Annotated in this window: 16 protein-coding genes; 6 read left to right on the forward strand and 10 right to left on the reverse strand. The window is 61.0% G+C overall.

The window, feature by feature from the left end:
• Nucleotides 1-17 precede the first annotated feature (17 nt).
• Together gcvH and gcvP are read left to right on the forward strand one after the other, a co-directional pair.
• A complete protein-coding gene (gcvH, locus tag AC3IX4_RS00945) occupies nt 18-401 on the forward strand; it encodes a glycine cleavage system protein GcvH (RefSeq protein ID WP_489258826.1) in 384 nt (127 codons plus the stop codon).
• Between the two features lie 83 nt (nt 402-484).
• The gene (gcvP, locus tag AC3IX4_RS00950; protein WP_489258827.1) at nt 485-3358 is read left to right on the forward strand and encodes an aminomethyl-transferring glycine dehydrogenase; all 2874 of its coding nucleotides are present in this window, start codon (nt 485-487) and stop codon (nt 3356-3358) included.
• Between the two features lie 97 nt (nt 3359-3455).
• Here the strand turns inward: gcvP and AC3IX4_RS00955 are convergent, their stop codons facing one another.
• From AC3IX4_RS00955 to AC3IX4_RS00965, 3 genes are all read right to left on the reverse strand, one after another.
• Nucleotides 3456-3767, reverse strand: coding sequence for a DUF2388 domain-containing protein (locus tag AC3IX4_RS00955; RefSeq protein ID WP_489258828.1), 312 nt, complete (start codon nt 3765-3767; stop codon nt 3456-3458).
• 81 nt (nt 3768-3848) lie between these two features.
• Nucleotides 3849-5633, reverse strand: a complete 1785-nt coding sequence (tfpB, locus tag AC3IX4_RS00960; protein WP_489258829.1) for a type IV pilus assembly ATPase TfpB — start codon at nt 5631-5633, stop codon at nt 3849-3851.
• Nucleotides 5634-5984: 351 nt separating this feature from the next.
• Nucleotides 5985-7352, reverse strand: a complete 1368-nt coding sequence (locus AC3IX4_RS00965) for a CYTH domain-containing protein (protein ID WP_489258830.1) — start codon at nt 7350-7352, stop codon at nt 5985-5987.
• Nucleotides 7353-7490: 138 nt separating this feature from the next.
• Between AC3IX4_RS00965 and argE the strand changes: the two genes are divergently transcribed.
• The gene (gene argE, locus AC3IX4_RS00970) at nt 7491-8648 is read left to right on the forward strand and encodes an acetylornithine deacetylase (RefSeq protein ID WP_489258831.1); all 1158 of its coding nucleotides are present in this window, start codon (nt 7491-7493) and stop codon (nt 8646-8648) included.
• Between the two features lie 117 nt (nt 8649-8765).
• Nucleotides 8766-10064 carry an amino-acid N-acetyltransferase gene (argA, locus tag AC3IX4_RS00975; RefSeq protein WP_489258832.1) on the forward strand — a complete coding sequence of 433 codons (1299 nt, stop codon included), beginning with the start codon at nt 8766-8768 and terminating at the stop codon, nt 10062-10064.
• 179 nt (nt 10065-10243) lie between these two features.
• Here the strand turns inward: argA and gshA are convergent, their stop codons facing one another.
• The 3 genes from gshA to AC3IX4_RS00990 form a co-directional block, all read right to left on the reverse strand.
• Nucleotides 10244-11827, reverse strand: a complete 1584-nt coding sequence (gshA, locus tag AC3IX4_RS00980; protein ID WP_489258833.1) for a glutamate--cysteine ligase — start codon at nt 11825-11827, stop codon at nt 10244-10246.
• A 197-nt stretch (nt 11828-12024) separates the two neighbouring features.
• Entirely contained in the window at nt 12025-12408 is a 384-nt protein-coding gene (locus AC3IX4_RS00985) for a PaaI family thioesterase (RefSeq protein ID WP_489258834.1), read from the reverse strand.
• Nucleotides 12408-14726 (reverse strand): Tex family protein, encoded by a 2319-nt coding sequence (locus tag AC3IX4_RS00990; RefSeq protein ID WP_489258835.1) that lies wholly within the window; start codon nt 14724-14726, stop codon nt 12408-12410. Before AC3IX4_RS00990 ends, AC3IX4_RS00985 begins: the two co-directional genes overlap by 1 nt.
• A 240-nt stretch (nt 14727-14966) precedes the next feature.
• On the opposite strand from AC3IX4_RS00990, the gene ompR reads away from it, so the two are divergent.
• On the forward strand, nt 14967-15704 hold the full coding sequence (ompR, locus tag AC3IX4_RS00995) for an osmolarity response regulator transcription factor OmpR (protein WP_489258836.1): 738 nt from the start codon (nt 14967-14969) through the stop codon (nt 15702-15704).
• Nucleotides 15705-15830: 126 nt separating this feature from the next.
• A complete protein-coding gene (locus tag AC3IX4_RS01000; protein ID WP_489258837.1) occupies nt 15831-17144 on the forward strand; it encodes an ATP-binding protein in 1314 nt (437 codons plus the stop codon).
• Here AC3IX4_RS01000 and AC3IX4_RS01005 read toward each other — a convergent pair.
• The 4 genes from AC3IX4_RS01005 to tcyJ all read right to left on the reverse strand — a co-directional run bounded on the left by AC3IX4_RS01005 (nt 17141) and on the right by tcyJ (nt 20197).
• On the reverse strand, nt 17141-17767 hold the full coding sequence (locus tag AC3IX4_RS01005) for a class I SAM-dependent methyltransferase (protein WP_489258838.1): 627 nt from the start codon (nt 17765-17767) through the stop codon (nt 17141-17143). The two genes, AC3IX4_RS01000 and AC3IX4_RS01005, sit on opposite strands and share 4 nt — an antisense overlap.
• Nucleotides 17768-17983: 216 nt before the next feature.
• Nucleotides 17984-18733 carry an L-cystine ABC transporter ATP-binding protein TcyN gene (gene tcyN, locus AC3IX4_RS01010; RefSeq protein WP_489258839.1) on the reverse strand — a complete coding sequence of 250 codons (750 nt, stop codon included), beginning with the start codon at nt 18731-18733 and terminating at the stop codon, nt 17984-17986.
• 4 nt (nt 18734-18737) lie between these two features.
• Nucleotides 18738-19406, reverse strand: coding sequence for a cystine ABC transporter permease (gene tcyL, locus AC3IX4_RS01015; RefSeq protein ID WP_489258840.1), 669 nt, complete (start codon nt 19404-19406; stop codon nt 18738-18740).
• Entirely contained in the window at nt 19403-20197 is a 795-nt protein-coding gene (gene tcyJ, locus AC3IX4_RS01020) for a cystine ABC transporter substrate-binding protein (RefSeq protein ID WP_489258841.1), read from the reverse strand. Before tcyJ ends, tcyL begins: the two co-directional genes overlap by 4 nt.
• Nucleotides 20198-20203 lie beyond the last annotated feature (6 nt).

Consider the following 20203-nt stretch of genomic DNA (forward strand, 5'->3'; position numbering starts at 1 on the left):
CTGTTGAGGACAAAAATATGAGCGATATCCCTGCCGAATTGCGTTTTGCCGAAAGCCACGAGTGGGCGCGCCTGGAAACCGATGGCACCGTGACCGTCGGTATCAGCGACCACGCCCAGGAGGCTTTGGGCGATGTGGTGTTCGTCGAGCTGACTGAAGTGGGCAATGTGTTTGCCAAAGGCGATCAAGCTGGTGTGGTCGAATCAGTGAAAGCCGCTTCCGACATCTATGCCCCTATCGGTGGCGAAGTTATTGCTGTCAACGAAGCGTTGTCTGGCGAACCGGAGTTGCTGAACAGCGACCCTTATGGCGCCTGGATCTTCAAATTGAAGCCAAGCGATGCCAGCGAGTTGGACAAATTGATGGACGCTGCTGGTTACAAAGCGGCTATCGGCGAATAGTTTTCCCGCACAAACGGTAATCCCTTTCTAGACTCAATAAGCCTCGATGCGTCGAGGCTTTTGTTTCTGGAGAGAGAGCCGTTATGTCCCAGTTGCCGTCACTGAGCCAACTGCAAGACCCGAATGCCTTCCTGCGGCGCCACCTGGGCCCGGATGCCGACGAACAGCAAGTCATGCTCGCGGCCCTGGGTTTGACCCGCCGAGTCGAGTTGATCGAACAGACTGTGCCACCGGGCATCCGCCTGAACCGCCCTCTGGACCTGCCACCGGCACTCGATGAGCAAGCCGCCCTCGCCAAGCTGCGGGGCTATGAACAGCAAAACCAGGTCTGGACCAGCCTGATCGGCATGGGTTATCACGGTACGCTCACACCCACGGTGATCCTGCGCAACGTGCTGGAAAACCCAGGCTGGTACACCGCCTATACCCCCTATCAGCCGGAAATAGCCCAAGGTCGACTGGAAGCACTGCTCAACTTCCAGCAGATGACCATCGACCTGACCGGCCTTGCGCTCGCCAATGCTTCGTTGCTCGATGAGGCGACGGCCGCGGCCGAAGCCATGGCCTTGGCCAAACGGGTGGCGAAATCACGCAGCAATCTGTTTTTCGTCGACGCTCATTGTCATCCGCAGACCCTGTCGGTGGTGCAAACCCGTGCTGAAGGTTTTGGCTTCGACCTCGTCATCGACGAGCCGGAAAATCTTGGCAACCATCAAGTGTTCGGTGCGTTGTTGCAGTACCCCGACACCCATGGCGAAGTGCGCGATTTGCGACCCTTGATCGAACAGTTGCACCGCCAGCAGGCTATCGCTTGCGTCGCGGCTGACCTGTTGAGCCTGGTGTTGCTGACCCCACCGGGCGAGATGGGCGCTGATGTGGTCTTCGGCAGCTCACAGCGCTTTGGCGTGCCGATGGGTTACGGCGGGCCTCATGCGGCGTATTTCGCATGCCGGGATGAATTCAAGCGAGCCATCCCTGGCCGCATCATCGGAGTGTCCAAGGATGCGCGTGGCAATCTGGCGTTGCGCATGGCCCTGCAAACCCGTGAGCAACACATTCGCCGAGAGAAAGCCAATTCGAACATCTGCACCGCCCAGGTGTTGCTCGCCAACATCGCAGCGTTCTACGCGGTTTATCACGGGCCTCAAGGGCTCAAGCGCATTGCCCAGAGAGTCCATCGGCTGACTGCCATTCTCGCGGCCGGGCTTGCGGAAAAAGGCATCCAGCGGCTCAACCAACAATTTTTCGACACCTTGACCCTGGAAGTCGGCGGCAGCCAAACGGCAATCCTCGAGTCGGCCAAGGCCGCGCAGATCAACGTGCGTATTCTGGGCCGTGGCCAACTGGGCATCAGCCTGGATGAAACCTGCGATGAGGCCACGGTCACCCGCTTGTTCGATGTGTTTCTGGGGGCTGATCATGGCCTGGACGTGCAGGCGTTGGACGCGCAGCCCCTGGCCGATGGCATTCCCGCCACCTTGTTGCGCGCATCCGAGATCCTGACCCACCCGGTGTTCAATCTGCACCATAGCGAAACCGAGATGCTGCGCTACCTCAAGCAACTGGAGAACAAGGACCTGGCGCTCAATCAGTCGATGATCCCGCTGGGCTCTTGCACCATGAAACTCAACGCCACCAGCGAAATGATCCCCATTACCTGGCCCGGCTTTGCCAACATGCATCCTTTTGCGCCGGTCGAGCAAGCCACCGGCTACAAGGCGATGATCGATGAGCTGGAGCAATGGCTGTGCGCGATCACGGGTTTCGATGCCATCTGCATGCAGCCCAACTCAGGGGCCCAGGGCGAATACGCCGGGCTTCTGGCGATTCGCAAATACCATGAGAGCCGCAAGCAGGGGCAGCGCAATATCTGCCTGATTCCCGCCTCCGCCCACGGCACCAACCCGGCTTCTGCGCAGATGGCAGGCATGCAGGTGGTGATCGTCGACTGCGACGACCACGGCAACGTCGACCTGGGCGACCTGAAGGCCAAGGCACAAACGGCCGGCAAAGCACTGTCTTGCCTGATGGCGACTTACCCCTCTACCCACGGGGTGTACGAAGAAGGCATCGGTGAAATTTGCGAGGTTATCCACAGCCACGGTGGCCAGGTCTACATGGACGGCGCCAACCTCAATGCCCAGGTCGGCTTGGCGCGCCCAGCTGATATTGGCGCCGACGTCTCGCACATGAACTTGCACAAAACCTTTTGCATTCCCCATGGTGGAGGCGGGCCAGGCATGGGACCAATCGGGGTGCGTGCGCATCTGGCGCCGTTCGTGGCCAACCATCCTGTGATCGAGCTCACCGGGCCCAATGTCCATAACGGCGCGGTCAGTGCCGCACCTTGGGGCAGCGCCAGCATCCTGCCGATCAGCTGGATGTACATCGCCATGATGGGGCCGCAACTGGCGGATGCCAGCGAAGTGGCGATTCTCTCGGCCAACTACGTGGCGCAGCAATTGGCTGGAGCCTTCCCGGTGTTGTATCGCGGCCGCAATGAGCGTGTGGCGCATGAGTGCATCCTCGACTTGCGACCGTTGAAGGCGCAGACCGGGATCAGTGAGGAGGATGTCGCCAAGCGCTTGATGGATTACGGCTTCCATGCCCCGACCATGTCGTTTCCCGTACCGGGGACCTTGATGGTGGAGCCGACCGAGAGTGAGTCAAAGGCTGAGCTGGACCGGTTTATCGAAGCGATGCTGGCCATCCGGGCCGAAATTGCTCGCGTGCAGAGCGGTGATTGGCCGGCAGAGGAAAACCCGCTGAAAAGAGCACCGCATACCCTGGCGGATATAACGGGCATCTGGGAGAGGCCGTACACGATCGTCGATGCTGTAACGCCCACCGCGCATACGCGGATGCACAAATACTGGCCGGCTGTGAACCGGGTAGACAACGTGTATGGGGACCGGAATCTGTTTTGTGCCTGTGTGCCGGTGGACGAGTACCGGTAACTGTAGGAGCAGACCTCGGTCGCGATGGCATCGCTGCGGTTCCCAGACAGACCGCAGCGATGCCATCGCGACCAAGGTCTGCTCCTACAGGGTGTTTTTATTGCAGGGTGTTCTTGGCCAGGATCGCATGGGCCAGGTCCATGTCGCTGGCCTGCAGACCGGGGTTATCAGCCCGTGCCTTGCGCATGGCCGACTCCAGGTAAGGCCCACGAATCTGGCCGTCGCTGGCCACGAAGCTGCTCGCGTCATCCTGGGCCGCCACGATCATCTTGTGATCTTTGGACGTCAAGTAACTGGAGCCGGTCGTGGCGCCTGAAGTAATGACGCCGCGCCAGAAGGAGTCGGCCATGGCCGAGCCGACGGGGAGAGACAGCAGCGCAACGGCTGCTACAGCAAACTTGTACCGCATGAAAGTGCTCCGCACTGGACTTGAACGGGCACTTTGATCGTCAAATCCCGATTTCGGTTCCGTAGCCCTCACTCAACCTTTTCAACCCGTCATATCGTTTCTTGGCGTCACCCGCAGGACTTCCTCCAGGGTCGTCAGCCCTGCGGCGACTTTCTGCGCGCCGGAAAGACGCAAGCTGCGCATGCCTTCGATATAGGCCTGGCGCTTGAGCACGATCAGGTCGGTATCGGCATTGATCAGGGCCTTGAGGCCATCGGTCAGCTGCATGATTTCATACACGCCAGAGCGGCCTCGGTAGCCGGTGTCCCGGCACTCCAGGCAACCGATGGCCCGTTGTGCGTTTTGCGGTGGCGGTGCCTGCCAGGGCCGGGTCAGCTCCTGCCAGTCTGCCTCGGGTGGCGTTTGCGGCGCCTTGCAGTGGGGGCAAAGGGTGCGGACCAGGCGCTGGGCCATGACCCCCAGTACCGTAGCGCGGATCAGGTAGTGCGGGATGCCCAGCTCCAACAGGCGGCTGATGGCGCTGGGGGCATCGTTGGTGTGCAGCGTCGAGAGCACCAAGTGGCCGGTCAACGCTGCCTGGATGGCCATTTCGGCGGTCTCCAGGTCGCGAATTTCGCCGATCATGATGATGTCCGGGTCTTGGCGCATCAGCGCTCGCACGCCGCTGGCAAAGGTCAGGTCGATGTTGTGCTGGACCTGCATCTGATTGAAGCTTGGCTCGACCATTTCGATCGGGTCTTCGATGGTGCAGAGGTTGACCTGGGGCGTCGCCAGTTTTTTCAAGGTGGTGTAGAGCGTGGTGGTTTTGCCCGAGCCGGTCGGCCCCGTCACCAGAATGATGCCGTTGGGCTGGCCGGTCATGTCTTGCCAGCGGCGCAGGTCTTCGGCGCAGAAGCCCAGCTCATTGAAGTCCTTGAGCAGCACTTGTGGGTCGAAGATCCGCATGACCATTTTTTCGCCGAAGGCAGTTGGCAAGGTGGAAAGACGCAGTTCGACTTCACCGCCATCCGGGGTCTTGGTTTTGACCCGGCCGTCCTGGGGCTTGCGCTTCTCGGCCACGTTCATGCGGCCCAGGCTCTTGAGGCGGCTGACAATCGCCATGGTGACTTGAGGCGGGAACTGATAGACATTGTGCAGCACGCCGTCGATGCGAAAGCGCACGGTGCCTTGCTCGCGTCGCGGCTCTATGTGGATATCGCTGGCCCGCTGCTGGAAGGCGTACTGGAACAGCCAGTCGACGATATTGACGATGTGAGCATCGTTGGCGTCCGGCTCTTGGTCGCTGGCGCCCAGGTTCAGCAGTTGTTCGAAGTTGCCCAGATGCCCAGCCTTGTGTTCGACACTGCTGGCGCCGCTGACTGACTTGGCCAGGCGAAAGAACTCCACGGTGAAGCGCTGGATATCGGCAGGGTTGGCGACCACGCGCTTGATCGGCAGCTTGAGCACATGGCGCAAATCCGCTTCCCAGCCATGGACATAAGGTTGGGCGCTGGCCACGGTAACGCCGTCGTGATCGACGGCAATCGCCAGGATCCGGTGGCGCTGCGCGAAGGCGTAGGACATCAATGGCGTGATGGCCGCCACGTCGATCTTCAGTGGGTCGATCCGCAAGTACGGTTGGCCGGCCTGCTGCGCCAGCCACAGGGTCAGGTTTTCCAGGCTCAGTTTTTTACCGGGCCGGCTCTGGTCCTCCAGATGCTGGGCGGCAATGAACTCCAGAGGGTGCAATTGGCTGTTACGTGCGCTTTGGCGATTGGTCAGGGCCTGCTCGGCAGCGTCCTGACTGATAAAACCCTGGGCGAGCAATTCACGCATCAGGTCGTTCAGGTCCAGCCATCGGTCCTGGTGGGCGGCAACGAGAGACATGCGAACTCCTTCGAACAACATTCACGGTACAGACTGCTTACAAAACCTGTAGCCGCTGCCGAAGGCTGCGATGCGGCCCGTCAGGGGCGCCAGTGCGGATCTCAAGATCCTGCGCCCGCTTTGCCGGCGATCGCAGCCTGTCGGCAGCGGCTACAGAGCAAGAGTAGACCGAGGGTTGCCGAGGGAGTTGCTGATACTAAAGGCAAAGGTTGCCAATAATTACCGAACGGTCGAATGCCCGGAATCGATCTGGTAGGAGCCGACGGTTCGGCGTTCCGACTTGCTCGCGATGAAATCTACGCCTCGTACCAGATCAAGACCACTATCCGTTAGCCAGTGTTGCTATAGCACTTACTTGCGCAACAGTTGCTTCCAGCCCTGGTTCTGGCTAACGGTCAGGGCTTGCTGGGCACGTGCTTGCAGGACTTCGTCGGTGATCGACAAGTTGGCCAGCTGCTGCAGTTTGTTCAGCTCGCCATAGAGACGATCCAGGTCCGGCGCTTCGACGACGTCGCGGGCGTGATGCAGCCACACCTGCAGGCGCTCGATGCGTGGCAGTTGCTCGGCCAGGTCTTCCGGTTGCAGCTGGTAGCGCGCCAGTTGCAGGGCCGCGCATTCTTCAAGGAAGAAGTGTGCAAGCCAGCTGGCCAGCGGCGCGTTGCCCTGGCGGTCGCCACGCTTGTTGCGCTCGACGGTCCAGCCGCGGGCCAGCAGCCAACGCGAGGCATTGAGTGAAAACTCGCCCCAGCGGGTGTCCAGCAACTCTTCGGCAAACTGCTCGGGTGCGGCCTTGCGCACGTCTTCGTCTTCCTGGCCGGCCTGTAGCAGCGGGCGCCAGTCTTCCAACAAGGCGTCCAGGCGCACGCGCAGATCGTGAGTGGTGGCGCGTGGAGCCGCCTGACCGAGGCTGCCCAGTACAGCGCGCAGTTCGATCAACTGATCGACCCAGCTTTGCAGCAGGCGCCAGTGGCCATTGAAGCGGTACTGCTCGGCCAGGCGCTGGCTGCTGGCAAGCAGGTGCCAGGCCAATGCGTTGAACGCGTCGTCCAGCGGCATTTCGGCATTGAATTCCGGGTTTGGCAGGCTCAGCGAATAGCTGCTGGCATCGAACAGGCGATAGCCACGCTCGGCCTTGCTGATATCGCAGGGCATCAGCGGCAGGCTGGCGGCCAATTCAGCGGCCAGCTCCAGCAGGGCGCCGGCGTCACCTTCGCGCAACTCAAGCTCCAGCTCGCAGATTTCTTCGCGTTGTTTGCCGGCAACTACTTCACCCAGATCCAGTGCGGCTTCGATGACGACCTTGGCCTTGCCACGACCCCAGGCGATTTCAGCGCGTTCGCGGACGAAATCGGTGGTGAAGGCGGGCTTGATGGTTTTTTTGTCAAGGTCAGCCAATTGTTCTGGCCAGCATTCACCGTCCAGCTTCTTCAAATCCAGCTTGGCCTTGGGCAGCTGCCATTCGTGTTCGATGCGCTCGGACAGGCCGGCAACGCTTTTGCCACGGGCCTTGAGGGTCTGGATGATGGCGTCGCCATCGCGACGCAGGCGCAGGGCGACCTTGGCGGCGGCCAGCTCACGGTCCGGGGTGTCGAAATACTGGTTGAACAGCTCGCTGCGCTCCCAGCCGCTTTTGTTGCGCTTCTTCAGCAATGGGTGGTCACGCAGCGCGGCGAGGGTTTCGCGGCTGACGCGCAGTTTGATTTCTGTTTCTTTGTGCATGCTGGAGAATCCAAGCTCGGCTAGCGAGAGCATCTGAGAGGTGTGACGTAGGTTGCGCAGTGTACAGCAGTCACGCCACGACGGTTTATTGATGGTGCCCGATGGCCCTATGATGAAGTTCGTCCAGGGAGAATTCGCATGCCGTTGCCGTCGATGAAAGACCAGTTCGCCGCCTTGATCGCCACGCCGTCGGTAAGCTGTACCCAACCTGCGCTGGACCAGTCCAACCGAGCGGTGATCGACCTGTTGGCCGGCTGGCTGGGAGATCTGGGCTTTGCCTGCGATATCCAGACCGTATCGCCCGGCAAATTCAACTTGCTCGCCAGTTTTGGCAGCGGCCCCGGCGGGCTGGTGCTGGCCGGCCATAGCGACACGGTGCCCTTCGACCCGCAGCTGTGGAAAACCGACCCGCTCAAGTTGACCGAAGTGGACGGGCGCTGGGTGGGTCTGGGCAGTTGCGACATGAAAGGCTTCTTTGCACTGATCATCGAGGCGGTGCGCCCGCTGCTCGACCAGCCTTTTCGTGAACCGCTATTGATCCTGGCCACTTGCGACGAGGAAAGCTCGATGGCCGGTGCCCGCGCCCTGGCAGACGCGGGCCGGCCGCTGGGCCGTGCGGCGGTGATTGGCGAGCCGACCGGGCTCAAGCCGATTCGCCTGCACAAGGGCGTGATGATGGAGCGCATCGATATTCTAGGGCGCAGTGGCCATTCGTCTGACCCCAGTCTGGGTCATAGCGCGCTGGAGGCCATGCATGACGCCATCAGCCAGCTCAAGTTGCTGCGCCAACAATGGCAAAAGGAGTTCAACAACCCGCAGTTTGGCGTGCCGCAGCCCACGCTCAACTTTGGCTGCATCCATGGCGGCGACAACCCCAACCGTATCTGTGGGCAATGCTCGCTGGAGTTTGACCTTCGTCCTTTGCCTGGCATGGACCCCGAGGCCTTGCGCGCGGCGATCCGGCAGAAACTGCAGCCCTTGGCCGAGCAACATCAGGTCCAGATCGACTATGCACCGCTGTTTGCGTCTGTGCCACCCTTCGAGCAGCCCGCCGATGCAGAACTGGTGCGGGTTGCCGAGCGTCTTACCGGTCATCGGGCCGAAGCAGTAGCCTTTGGCACCGAAGCGCCTTATCTTCAAAGGCTGGGTTGCGAAACCCTGGTGCTGGGCCCTGGCGACATCGCGTGTGCCCATCAGCCGGGCGAATACCTGGAAATGTCACGTCTGGAGCCTACGGTGCGTCTATTGCGTGAACTGATCCACTATTATTGCCTGAGTCCAGTCATTGCCCGCTGAGCCAGGCCATCTAACACCCTAAGGAGAAAGCGCGTGACGCCAAGCCTGTTCCGACGATAACCCTTCGAGCGCTGTGTGCCTTCACGTTCCGTTCCATTTTTACAGGCTCTTTTGGTTATGCCCGATTACGTCAACTGGTTGCGTCATGCTTCGCCTTACATCAATGCCCACCGTGACTGCACCTTCGTCGTCATGCTGCCCGGCGACGGGGTGGAGCATTCTAATTTCGGCAATATCGTCCACGACCTGGTGCTGCTGCACAGCCTGGGTGTGCGCCTGGTACTGGTGCATGGCTCACGCCCGCAGATCGAAAGCCGCCTGGCCGCTCGTGGTCTGTCGCCGCATTACCACCGTGGCTTGAGGGTGACCGATGCGGCCACCCTTGAGTGCGTGATCGATGCCGTAGGCCAACTGCGCATTGCCATCGAGTCGCGGCTGTCGATGGACATGGCGTCCTCGCCCATGCAGGGTTCGCGTTTGCGCGTGGCCTCGGGCAACCTGGTCACCGCCCGTCCGATTGGTGTGCTCGAAGGCGTGGACTACCACCACACCGGTGAAGTGCGCCGGGTCGACCGCAAGGGCATCAGCCGCCTGCTCGATGAGCGCTCCATCGTGCTGCTATCGCCTCTGGGTTATTCGCCAACGGGCGAGATTTTCAACCTGGCCTGCGAAGACGTCGCCACCCGTGCGGCCATCGAGCTGGGTGCCGACAAGCTGCTGCTGTTTGGCGCCGAACCGGGCTTGCTGGATGAAAACGGGCGGTTGGTACGTGAATTGCGCCCACAACAAGTGCCGGCACACTTGGTGCGCCTGGGCACCGATTATCAGGGTGAATTGCTCGATGCCGCCGCCGAAGCTTGCCGCGGCGGCGTGGCGCGTAGCCATATCGTCAGTTACGTTGAAGACGGCGCATTGCTCACTGAACTGTTCACCCGTGGCGGTGGCGGTACGCTGGTGGCCCAGGAGCAATTCGAGAAAGTCCGTGAGGCGGCGATCGAAGACGTCGGCGGCTTGCTTGACCTGATCAGCCCACTGGAAGAGCAGGGCATTCTGGTGCGTCGTTCCCGCGAGGTGCTGGAGCGCGAGATCGAGCAGTTCAGTGTGGTCGAGCGTGAAGGGATGATCATTGCCTGCGCAGCGCTTTACCCGATTGCCGATTCAGACACCGGCGAGCTTGCGTGCCTGGCCGTGAACCCGGAATACCGGCACGGTGGGCGGGGTGATGAATTGCTTGAGCGTATTGAAGAGCGTGCGCGGGAGATGGGCCTCAAAACCCTGTTCGTGCTGACCACCCGTACCGCGCACTGGTTTCGCGAGCGCGGCTTTATCCCCAGCGGCGTCGAGCGCCTGCCCGCGGCACGGGCGTCGCTGTACAACTACCAGCGTAATTCGAAGATCTTCGAGAAAGCCCTGTAAGCATTCGCGGTGTGGCCATTGCTGTAGGAGCTGAGCTTGCTCGCGATGAACACACCGCGGTACATCAGACAAACCGCGGTGTGGCCATCGCGAGCAAGTCGGAGCGCCGAACCGTCTGCTCCTACATCACTCCTGTAGGAGCCAAGCTTGCTTGCGATGAAGGCGACGCGGTTTGGGGTTTAGTTGCCGATCCCCAGGATGCTCGCCTGATACGCCCCGACAAACACATCGAAATCGCCCACTTCCTTGAGCTCAAGCTCAGCTTGTTGCTCAAGTGAGGTACGCGCCTGTGCTTCGAACCTGGCTTGTTCTTCGGTGCTCAAGGGGGCGCCCCGGAAGTACTCGGCATGGGCCACGCTCTGGCGCATCGAGAACTGGCTGAAGCTTTCCTTGTGCTCGGCCATGCTCGCCAGAACGCGGGCAGAGGGGGTCAGGGAGGCGTCCTCGATCTTTTTCTGCTGTTGCTCCAGGGCTTTGATGTGCTCATCAAGATTCCGGCTCGAATCCAGCAACCGGGCCAGGGGCTTGATCTTCTCCAGCAATTCGGTGGCCCAGGCTTTCAGCTCTACCGGCTGGCCGTGGCGTTGCAGCTCAAGGCCAGGGCGCCGGCCTTCCTTGACCACGGTCAGGAAGTTCGAGGAGCAATTGCCGCATTCGCTGCTCTGGAACAGCGGGCTTTCTTCCAGCGCGCAGAACAGCAGGAAAGCGTCGAGAAAACGCGCCTGGGGCAGGTCGATGCCGGTGGGCAGGTACGGGTTGATGTCCAGGCAGCGGGCCTCCACGTACTGCACGCCGCGAGACATCAACGCCTGGATCGGGCGCTCGCCAGAGTAGGTCACGCGCTTGGGGCGGATGTTGGAGTAGTACTCGTTTTCGATCTGCAGGATGTTGGTGTTCAACTGAACCCATTCGCCATCCTTGTGGGTGCCAATCTCGACATACTGCGGATAGGGCGTTGCGACCGCGCGGCGCAGGCTGTCGGTGTAGCTGGTCACGTCGTTGTAGCAAGGCGTCAGGCCTGCTTGGGCATTGCTCTGGTAACCCAGGTCGCTCATGCGCAGGCTGGTGGCGTACGGCAGGTACAGGGTGTCGGCATCCCATTGCTCCAGCTGGTGCGGGCGACCGCGCAGGAAGCCTGCGTCCAGTGCCGGCGAGGCGCCGAACAGGTACATCAGCAGCCAGCTGTAGCGACGGAAATTGCGGATCAGGGCGATGTAGGCGGCGGACTGATAGTCGCGCTCGCTGCCTGCTACGCCTTCAGCCTGCTTGAGCAGCGGCCAAAGTTGTTCGGGCAGGGAGAAGTTGTAATGAATGCCGGCAATGCACTGCATGGTACGGCCGTAGCGCAGGGCCAGGCCCTGGCGGTACACGTACTTGAGCTTGCCGATATTGGAGGTGCCGTAGTACGCGATGGGGATATCTTCTTCGGCCGGCAGGGCGCACGGCATCGATGGGCTCCACAGGTACTCTTCGCCAAGCTTGGTGTAGGCAAAGCGGTGGATCTTGTCCAGGCTGTCCAGCGTTTGTGCAGGATCGGTCAGGGCAGGGGTGATGAACTCCAGCAACGACTCCGAATAATCGGTCGTGATCTGTTCATGAGTCAGCGCAGCACCCAGCGCCTCGGGGTGCGGCGTTTGCGCCAGACGGGCATCGGCCGTAACGCGCAGGCATTCACGCTCGATACCGTGCAAGCACTTTTCGAGCAGAGAGAGGTTGGCGCGCTCGCCAAGCAGGGTCAGGCGGCGGTTGAGAAGTTCGCTCAAGATGGATTCCTTCACGCATCAGTCGCCCCAATATGGGGGTAGATTTGATGGTCTACAAGGGTGCAGAAAGGGAACTGGCGTTGTCGCCTGGTGTCTGTCGTCGGTGGAGTCGGGGCAAGCCCAGGCGGGCCAAGGCCTGGCGGCAATTTCGGCAACCCACACATGGAGCCGAAATTACCGCACAACCAGGCTTGGGGCTAGAGGACCGCGAAGGTCCCTTGCGCTTTTGAGATCAGTTTGTCGTCCTGAAGCACGTCGGCTTCAACCACCAGGGTGCGGCGTCCGGCATGGATGACCCTGGCGATGCACAACACATCGCCTTCGCTGACACCGCGCAGGTAGTTGATCTTGCATTCGATGGTCACGCTCTGCTGGTCAAAGCCATGGGAGCTGGAGCAGGCCAGCCCCATGGCAATGTCGACCAGGCTGAACAACGCCCCGCCGTGCAGGTTGCCACCGCGGTTGCGCAGTTCTGGCGCCAGCCCCAGGGCGACTTCAGCCACGCCCTCGTCCAGGCGTTGCACGCGGCAACCGAGCAGTTTGCTGTAGGCGCTTTGGACGATCTCTTGTGGAATATCCATTAACGTTTCTTCAGCGTCTTGGCATTGGCGAACAGCGAAGCCATGGCGTTGTTGACCGGGGCTGCGGTTTCCTTAGGTTTGGCAGGTGCCGTGTGCTGGCGCGGTGCCGAGCCCGGGCGGCTGCCGCGAGCGCCATCGACTTTTTCGCCAGGGGTGTCGCTCATGCGCATCGACAGGCCGACCCGTTTGCGCGGGATATCCACTTCCATGACTTTGACCTTGACCACATCACCGGCCTTCACCGCTTCACGCGGGTCCTTGATGAACTTCTCCGACAGCGCGGAGATGTGCACCAACCCGTCCTGATGCACGCCAATATCGACGAAAGCGCCGAAGTTGGTCACGTTGGTCACCACGCCTTCGAGGATCATCCCCGGTTGCAGGTCCTTGAGGTCCTCGACGCCTTCCTGGAACTCGGCAGTCTTGAACTCCGGGCGTGGGTCACGGCCGGGCTTGTCGAGTTCCTGGAGGATGTCGGTCACGGTCGGCAGGCCGAAGGTCTCGTCGGTGTATTTTTTCGGGTCAAGGCGCTTGAGGAAGGCGCTGTCCCCGACTAACGAACGGATGTCGCGGTCGGTCTCGGCGGCAATACGCTGCACCAGCGGGTAGGCTTCGGGGTGAACCGCCGAAGCGTCCAGCGGGTTGTCACCGTTCATGACACGCAGGAAGCCGGCCGCTTGCTCGAAGGTCTTCTCGCCCAGGCGGCTGACTTTTTTCAGTGCTGCACGGGTCTTGAAAGCACCATTGGCGTCACGGTGGGCGACGATGTTCTGGGCCAGCGTGGCGTTCAGGCCAGAGATGCGAGCCAGCAAGGCCACCGAAGCCGTGTTGACGTCGACCCCGACGGCGTTCACGCAGTCTTCGACCACAGCGTCCAGGCCGCGGGCCAGCTTGAGTTGCGACACGTCATGCTGGTACTGACCGACACCAATGGATTTCGGATCGATCTTCACCAGCTCCGCCAGTGGGTCCTGCAGGCGACGAGCGATGGAGACCGCACCGCGGATCGACACATCCAGGTCCGGGAACTCCTTGGCCGCCAGTTCCGAGGCCGAGTACACCGACGCGCCAGCCTCGGACACCATCACCTTGGTCATCTTCAGACCAGGGTATTTCTTGATCAGTTCGGCTGCCAGCTTGTCGGTTTCACGGCTGGCGGTGCCGTTGCCGATGGCAATCAGGTCGACCGAGTGCTTGGCGCACAGTGCAGCCAGCACGGCGATGGTCTGGTCCCACTGGTTTTTCGGCACGTGCGGATACACGGTGGCGGTATCGAGCAATTTGCCGGTGGCATCGACCACGGCAACCTTGCAGCCGGTACGCAGGCCCGGGTCCAGGCCCAGCGTCGCACGCGGACCAGCCGGAGCGGCCAGCAGCAGGTCGTGCAAGTTATGAGCGAAGACGTTGATCGCCTCGCTTTCTGCATTGTCACGCAGCTCGCCCAGCAGATCGGTTTCAAGGTGGGTGTAGAGCTTGACCTTCCAGGTCCAGCGCACCACTTCGCCCAGCCATTTGTCGGCAGGGCGGTTCTGGTTCTTCAGGTCGAAATGCTCGCCGATCATCATCTCGCAAGGGTGCATTGTACCGGGCAGTTCTTCGCCGACCTTCAGGGTCGAACCCAGGATGCCCTCATTGCGACCACGGAAGATGGCCAGGGCGCGGTGCGACGGCACGCTCTTGACCGGTTCATCGTGCTCGAAGTAATCGCGAAACTTCGCGCCGGCTTCTTCCTTGCCAGCAATGACTCGTGCGCTCAGGGTCGCTTCCTGCTTGAGGAAGCTGCGCAGCTTGTCGAGCAGGCGGGCGTCTTCGGCAAAGCGCTCCATCAGAATGTATTTGGCGCCTTCGAGCACGGCCTTGATATCGGCAAAGCCTTTTTCGGCATCGACGAAGCGCGCAGCTTCCGTTTCCGGCGTCAGCTGTGGATCGGCCAGCAGGCCGTCGGCCAGCTCGCCAAGGCCGGCTTCCAGGGCGATCTGGCCCTTGGTGCGGCGTTTCTGCTTGTACGGCAGGTAAAGGTCTTCGAGCCGGGTCTTGGTGTCGGCCAGTTTGATTTCGCGGGCCAGTTCAGGGGTCAGCTTGCCTTGCTCTTCGATGTTGGCAAGGATGCTGGCGCGCCGGTCGTCAAGCTCGCGCAGGTAGCGCAGGCGTTCTTCCAGATGACGCAACTGGGTGTCATCCAGGCTGCCGGTGACTTCTTTACGGTAACGGGCGATAAAAGGCACAGTCGAGCCTTCATCAAGCAGGGTCACGGCCGCTTCGACCTGCTGGGGGCGGACACCGAGTTCCTCGGCGATGCGGCTGTTGATGCTGTCCATAAAACCACCTGACAAATAGAGAATGCAGTGCCGCCGGCCGCTGGCTGGCGAGTAATCCGATCAGGCTGGCCTGACGTAAAAACGCCGCATTATAACCAGCGATCCTGACTTTGGTGTGATAGCTGCAAGCCACAGGCCTGCCCTTTGCGCTGGCGAACGAGGAAAAATCTGCTAACAATGCACAGGTCACGTCCGTGGGCACCTGGTCCATAATGCGTGCCGTGATTACAGGAGCAAGCCATGAGTAGCACTGCCGCAAACGCCGAAGGCGAAAAAATCCTCATCGTCGATGATGACCCAGGCCTGAGCAGCCTGCTGGAGCGTTTTTTCACCAGCAAGGGCTACCGTGCACGGGCGGTACCGAACGCGGAGCAGATGGATCGCCTGCTGGCCCGCGAAGTTTTCCACCTGGTCGTCCTCGACCTGATGCTACCTGGCGAAGACGGCCTGTCGGCCTGCAAGCGCCTGCGCGCGGCGAACAACCAGGTGCCGATCATCATGCTCACCGCCAAGGGCGATGAGCTCAGCCGCATCAAGGGCCTGGAACTGGGCGCCGACGATTACCTGGCCAAACCCTTCAACCCCGATGAGCTGGTGGCCCGCGTCAAGGCGGTGCTGCGTCGTCAGGCCGCGCCGGTGCCAGGCGCCCCCGGCAGCGAAGACGAAACCGTTACCTTCGGTGATTACGAGTTGTCCCTGGCTACGCGCGAACTCAAGCGTGGCGAAGAAGTGCACATGCTGACCACCGGCGAGTTCGCCGTGCTCAAGGCGCTGGTCATGCATGCTCGCGAGCCACTGACCCGCGACAAGCTGATGAACCTCGCCCGCGGTCGCGAGTGGGATGCACTGGAGCGCTCCATCGATGTACAGATTTCCCGCCTGCGGCGCATGATCGAACCCGATCCGTCCAAGCCGCGCTATATCCAGACCGTCTGGGGCGTGGGTTATGTGTTTGTGCCGGACGGCAACACCAAGTAATGATGGTTGGTTTGTAGGAATGAGAGACCTGTTGAGGGGCTGCCGGGTGGCATGCCGCACAACAGGTCTTTCGCATTCCGCAATGTTTGCGAGCCGTGCTCGTTCCTGCAACGTATGTAGTCGCTCATGAAAACCCCCCTGTGGTTCCCGCAAAGCTTTTTCGCGCGCACGCTTTGGCTTGTGCTCATCGTCGTACTGTTCTCCAAGGCCTTGACTCTGGTCTATCTGTTGATGAACGAGGACGTGCTGGTCGATCGCCAGTACAGCCACGGTGTGGCCCTGACGTTGCGGGCCTATTGGGCGGCAGATGAAGATGATCGCGACAAGGTTGCCGAAGCGGCCGGGCTGATTCGGGTGGTCGGTACCGGGGTCCCTGAAGGCGAGCAGCACTGGCCTTATAGTGATATCTACCAGCGCCAGATGCAGTCGGAGCTTGGAGACGACACTGAAGTTCGCTTGCGGATCCATGCGCCACCGGCTCTTTGGGTGCGCGCCCCCAGCCTGGGCGATGGCTGGCTGAAAGTGCCGCTGTATCCCCATCCGCTGCGTGGCCAGCAAATCTGGAATGTGCTGGGCTGGTTTCTGGCGATCGGCTTGCTCTCCACCGCGTCGGCCTGGATCTTCGTTCGTCAACTCAACCAGCCACTCAAAGGGCTGGTTTTTGCTGCCCGGCAATTGGGGCAGGGGCGCAGCGTGCGCTTGCCCGTCAGCGATACGCCGAGCGAAATGACCGAGGTATACCGCGCCTTCAACCAGATGGCTGAAGACGTCGAGCAGGCGGGACGTGAACGGGAGCTGATGCTGGCGGGTGTGTCCCATGACTTGCGCACGCCACTGACCCGTTTGCGGCTGTCACTGGAGCTGATGAGCAGCGACAACGAACTGACGGACGATATGGTCCGCGACATCGAAGACATGGACGCCATCCTCGATCAGTTTTTGGCGTTTATTCGCGATGGTCGTGACGAGGCGATTGAAGAGGTCGACCTCAATGACCTGATACAGGAAGTGGTCATGCCCTTCAATCAGCAGGAGGAGCGCGTGCGCTTGTGCATGGAGCCGATCCCGCCGTTCCCCTTGCGGCGTATTTCGATCAAGCGGCTGCTCAACAACCTGATTGGCAATGCGCTGTACCACGCCGGCAGCGGTGTTGAAGTGGCGGCCTACGTGTCAGGTGATACCAATGCGCCCTATGTGGTGCTGAGTGTGCTGGACCGAGGCGCCGGTATCGACCCCGATGAGCTTGAAGCCATCTTCAACCCATTCACCCGGGGCGATAAGGCTCGCAGCGGCAAGGGCACCGGTCTGGGCTTGGCCATCGTCAAGCGCATCGCTTCGATGCACGGTGGCAATGTCGAGCTGCGCAACCGCTCCGGTGGCGGGCTGGAAGCCCGGGTGCGGCTGCCGCTGGGCTTGATGCTGCCAAGGGATGCTGTCTAGCGTTTGCGCCACACACTGGCCAGCCAGGGCTGCTGTTCACGCGGCAGCCCGGTAGGGCGATAGAAATGCTCCAGTTCCTCGAAGCCTGCGTCTTGCAGCAGCGCTTGCCAGCTTTGCCAATCGTGCCAGGCGCCGTAGCGCTCACCCCTGAAGCCTTCTTGATTGTCCCCGCGCGGGTTGGAGCTGAATAGCGCGCCACCGGGTTTTAACGTGGCATGCAGTTCACGCAGCACGCGGGGCAGTTCCTGGCTGGGCACATGGAACAGCACGGCATTGGCGAAGATCCCATCAAAATGTTCGTTTGGCAGGTTCAGTGCCAGCAGGTCCTGTTGCCAGACTTCGCAGCCGCTGTCGGCGCGGGCCATCTCAACAAAACGCTCCGCCCCGTCCAGGCCCACCGCCGTGTGGCCTAGCGCTGTGAACGTTTTCAGGTCGCGGCCGGGGCCACAACCCAGGTCAAGAATCTGTAGCGGCTTTGCGTCGCCCAAATGCCTTAGCAGGGCTGCGATATTCTGGCTCACATCATGATCACGGGTGCCTTCGCGAAAGGACTCGGCGCTATCGTTGTAATGACCCAGCGTGGTATCGGTGATCTGTTTGAGTTGGTCGGGTTGCAGTGTCATTGCCGTGTCTGCCCATCAAGGTTCTGTCTTGGCACTATCACCTTATGGCGTATTCGCGGGCAAGCCCGATGTAGGAGCCAGTCTGTTAAGGCATTGAACGACACATTTCCTGTGGGAGCTGGCTCGCCAGCGAATAAGACAACGCAGGGCGTCAGACACCCCGCAGCGGCTGCATTCGCTGTGGTCCGGCATACCGGCGAGCCAGCTCCCACAGGATCACTTGGCGGAAAGGAACTTGCTCAAAAACTGCCGGGTGCGTTCTTCTTTTGGGTTGGCGAACAGTGCTTTCGCGTCGCCTTGCTCGACGATCACGCCCTTGTCGAAAAACACCACGCGGTTCGCCACATCGCGGGCAAAGCCCATTTCATGGGTGACGATGATCATGGTGCGGTTTTCTTCGGCAAGGCTGCGAATGGTTGCCAGCACTTCGCCGACCAGTTCAGGGTCAAGGGCGGAGGTGGGTTCGTCGAACAGGATCACCTCTGGCTCCATCGCCAGCGCCCGGGCAATCGCCACGCGCTGTTGCTGCCCCCCTGACAGGCGCCTGGGGTAGGCGTCTTCTTTACCGGCCAGGCCGACCTTGGCCAGCAATGCACGGCCTAGATTGATCGCCTCGGCGCGTGGGATTTTCTTGACCACGGTCGGGCCTTCGATCACGTTTTCCAGTGCCGTGCGGTGGGGAAACAGGTTGAAGTTCTGGAAGACGAAACCGACTTGTTGGCGCAGCCTGCGGATCAGGCTGGTCTGCTGGCTGAGGGGGCGGCTGCCGTCGATCTCGATGTCGCCTATGCGGATACGGCCGCTGTTTGGCACTTCAAGCAGGTTGAGGCAGCGCAGGAAGGTGGTCTTGCCCGAGCCGCTGGGGCCGATGATGGCGATCACTTCACCGGCCTGGACGGTCAGGTCGATGCTGTCCAGAACCTTATGGCCATTGAATCGCTTGGTGAGTTTTTCAACCACGATCATGACGTCAAGGCTCCAGGTCGTGCCGGTTGACCCGCGCTTCCAGGCGGTTCTGCAAGTGTGCAAGCACGCTGGCCAACACCCAGTAGATCAGCGCGGCAGCCAGGTACATGGTGAAGATTTCGAAGGTCCGGGCGGTAATCAGTTGTGCCTGGCGGAACAGTTCGGGCACCTGGATGGTGGCCGCCAGGGCGGTGTCCTTGACCAAGGAAATAAAACTGTTGCCCAGCGGCGGCAGAGCGGTGCGCGCCGCCTGCGGCAGGATCGCCCGGCGCAGGGACTGGCTACGTGTCATGCCGATGCTGGCGGCCGCTTCCCATTGACCGCGATCGATGGAGCTGATGGCTGCGCGCAGGATTTCACAGGCATAAGCGCCCATGTTCAGGGAAAAGCCGATCAACGCGGCGGGCAGCGGGTCCAGCTCCAGGCCCAGTTGCGGCAGGCCGTAATAGATCACGAACAATTGCACCAACAGCGGCGTGCCGCGAAAAAACGACACGTAGATGCGGGCAGTCCAGCTCAGTAGCTTGAAGCTCGACAACCGCATCAGCGCCAGGCCAAAGCCCAGCAACAATCCGAAGAACATCCCGCCCAGGCTGAGTATGACGGTGTAGTACGCGCCCTTGAGCAGAAAGGGCGCGGAGTCCAGCGCAAGCTGCAGGCTGTCTTCGATCATTGAGTGATGTCAGCGTTGAAGTACTTTTCCGACAGTTTTTTCAGCGTGCCGTCGGCGCGCAGCTTGTCGATGGCCTGGTTGATCGCGGCCAACAGCTCTGGCTCACCCTTGCGCAAGGCAACACCGGCTTCCTGGCGGGAGAAGGCTTCACCGGAGACGGCGGTGTCCTTGGCCTTGCTGACCAGCTCCAGGGCGGCCAGGCGGTCCACCAGGATGGCGTCGATACGGCCTACGCGCAGGTCCTGATATTTGGTCGGGTCATCGTCATAGGTCTTGATGATGGCTTTGGGCACGTTGTCCTTGAGCCATTGCTCGTAGTTGGTACCCAGGCCCACGCCTACTTTTTTGCCGGCCAGATCCGCGGCGGTCTTGATGGTGCCTTCATTCTTTTTCAGGGTCAGTGCCTGGATCCCTGACACGGTATAGGGCTCGGAGAAGTCGTATTTCTTTTTACGTTCTTCAGAGATCGTCACTTGGTTGATCACCGCATCCAGGCGCTTGGATTCCAGCGCTGCAAGAATGCCATCCCACTTGGTGGGCTGCAGCTTGGCTTTCACCCCCAGTTCTTTGGCCAGGGCTTCGGAAAACTCTACCTCGAAGCCAGCCAGCTTGCCGTCGGCATCGACAAAGCTGAAGGGTGGATAAGTCCCTTCCAGCCCGACATTGATCACGCCCTTGTCCTTGATCTGCTGCAATTGCTCGCCCGCCATGGCCTGCCCCAGAAGGCCGCTGCCGAGTGCCAGGCCCAGGCTTGCGAAAAGGAACTTCTTGCCGAATGCCGAAATATTCATGATCAG

It is taken from the genome of Pseudomonas sp. KH_021 (assembly GCF_057838865.1).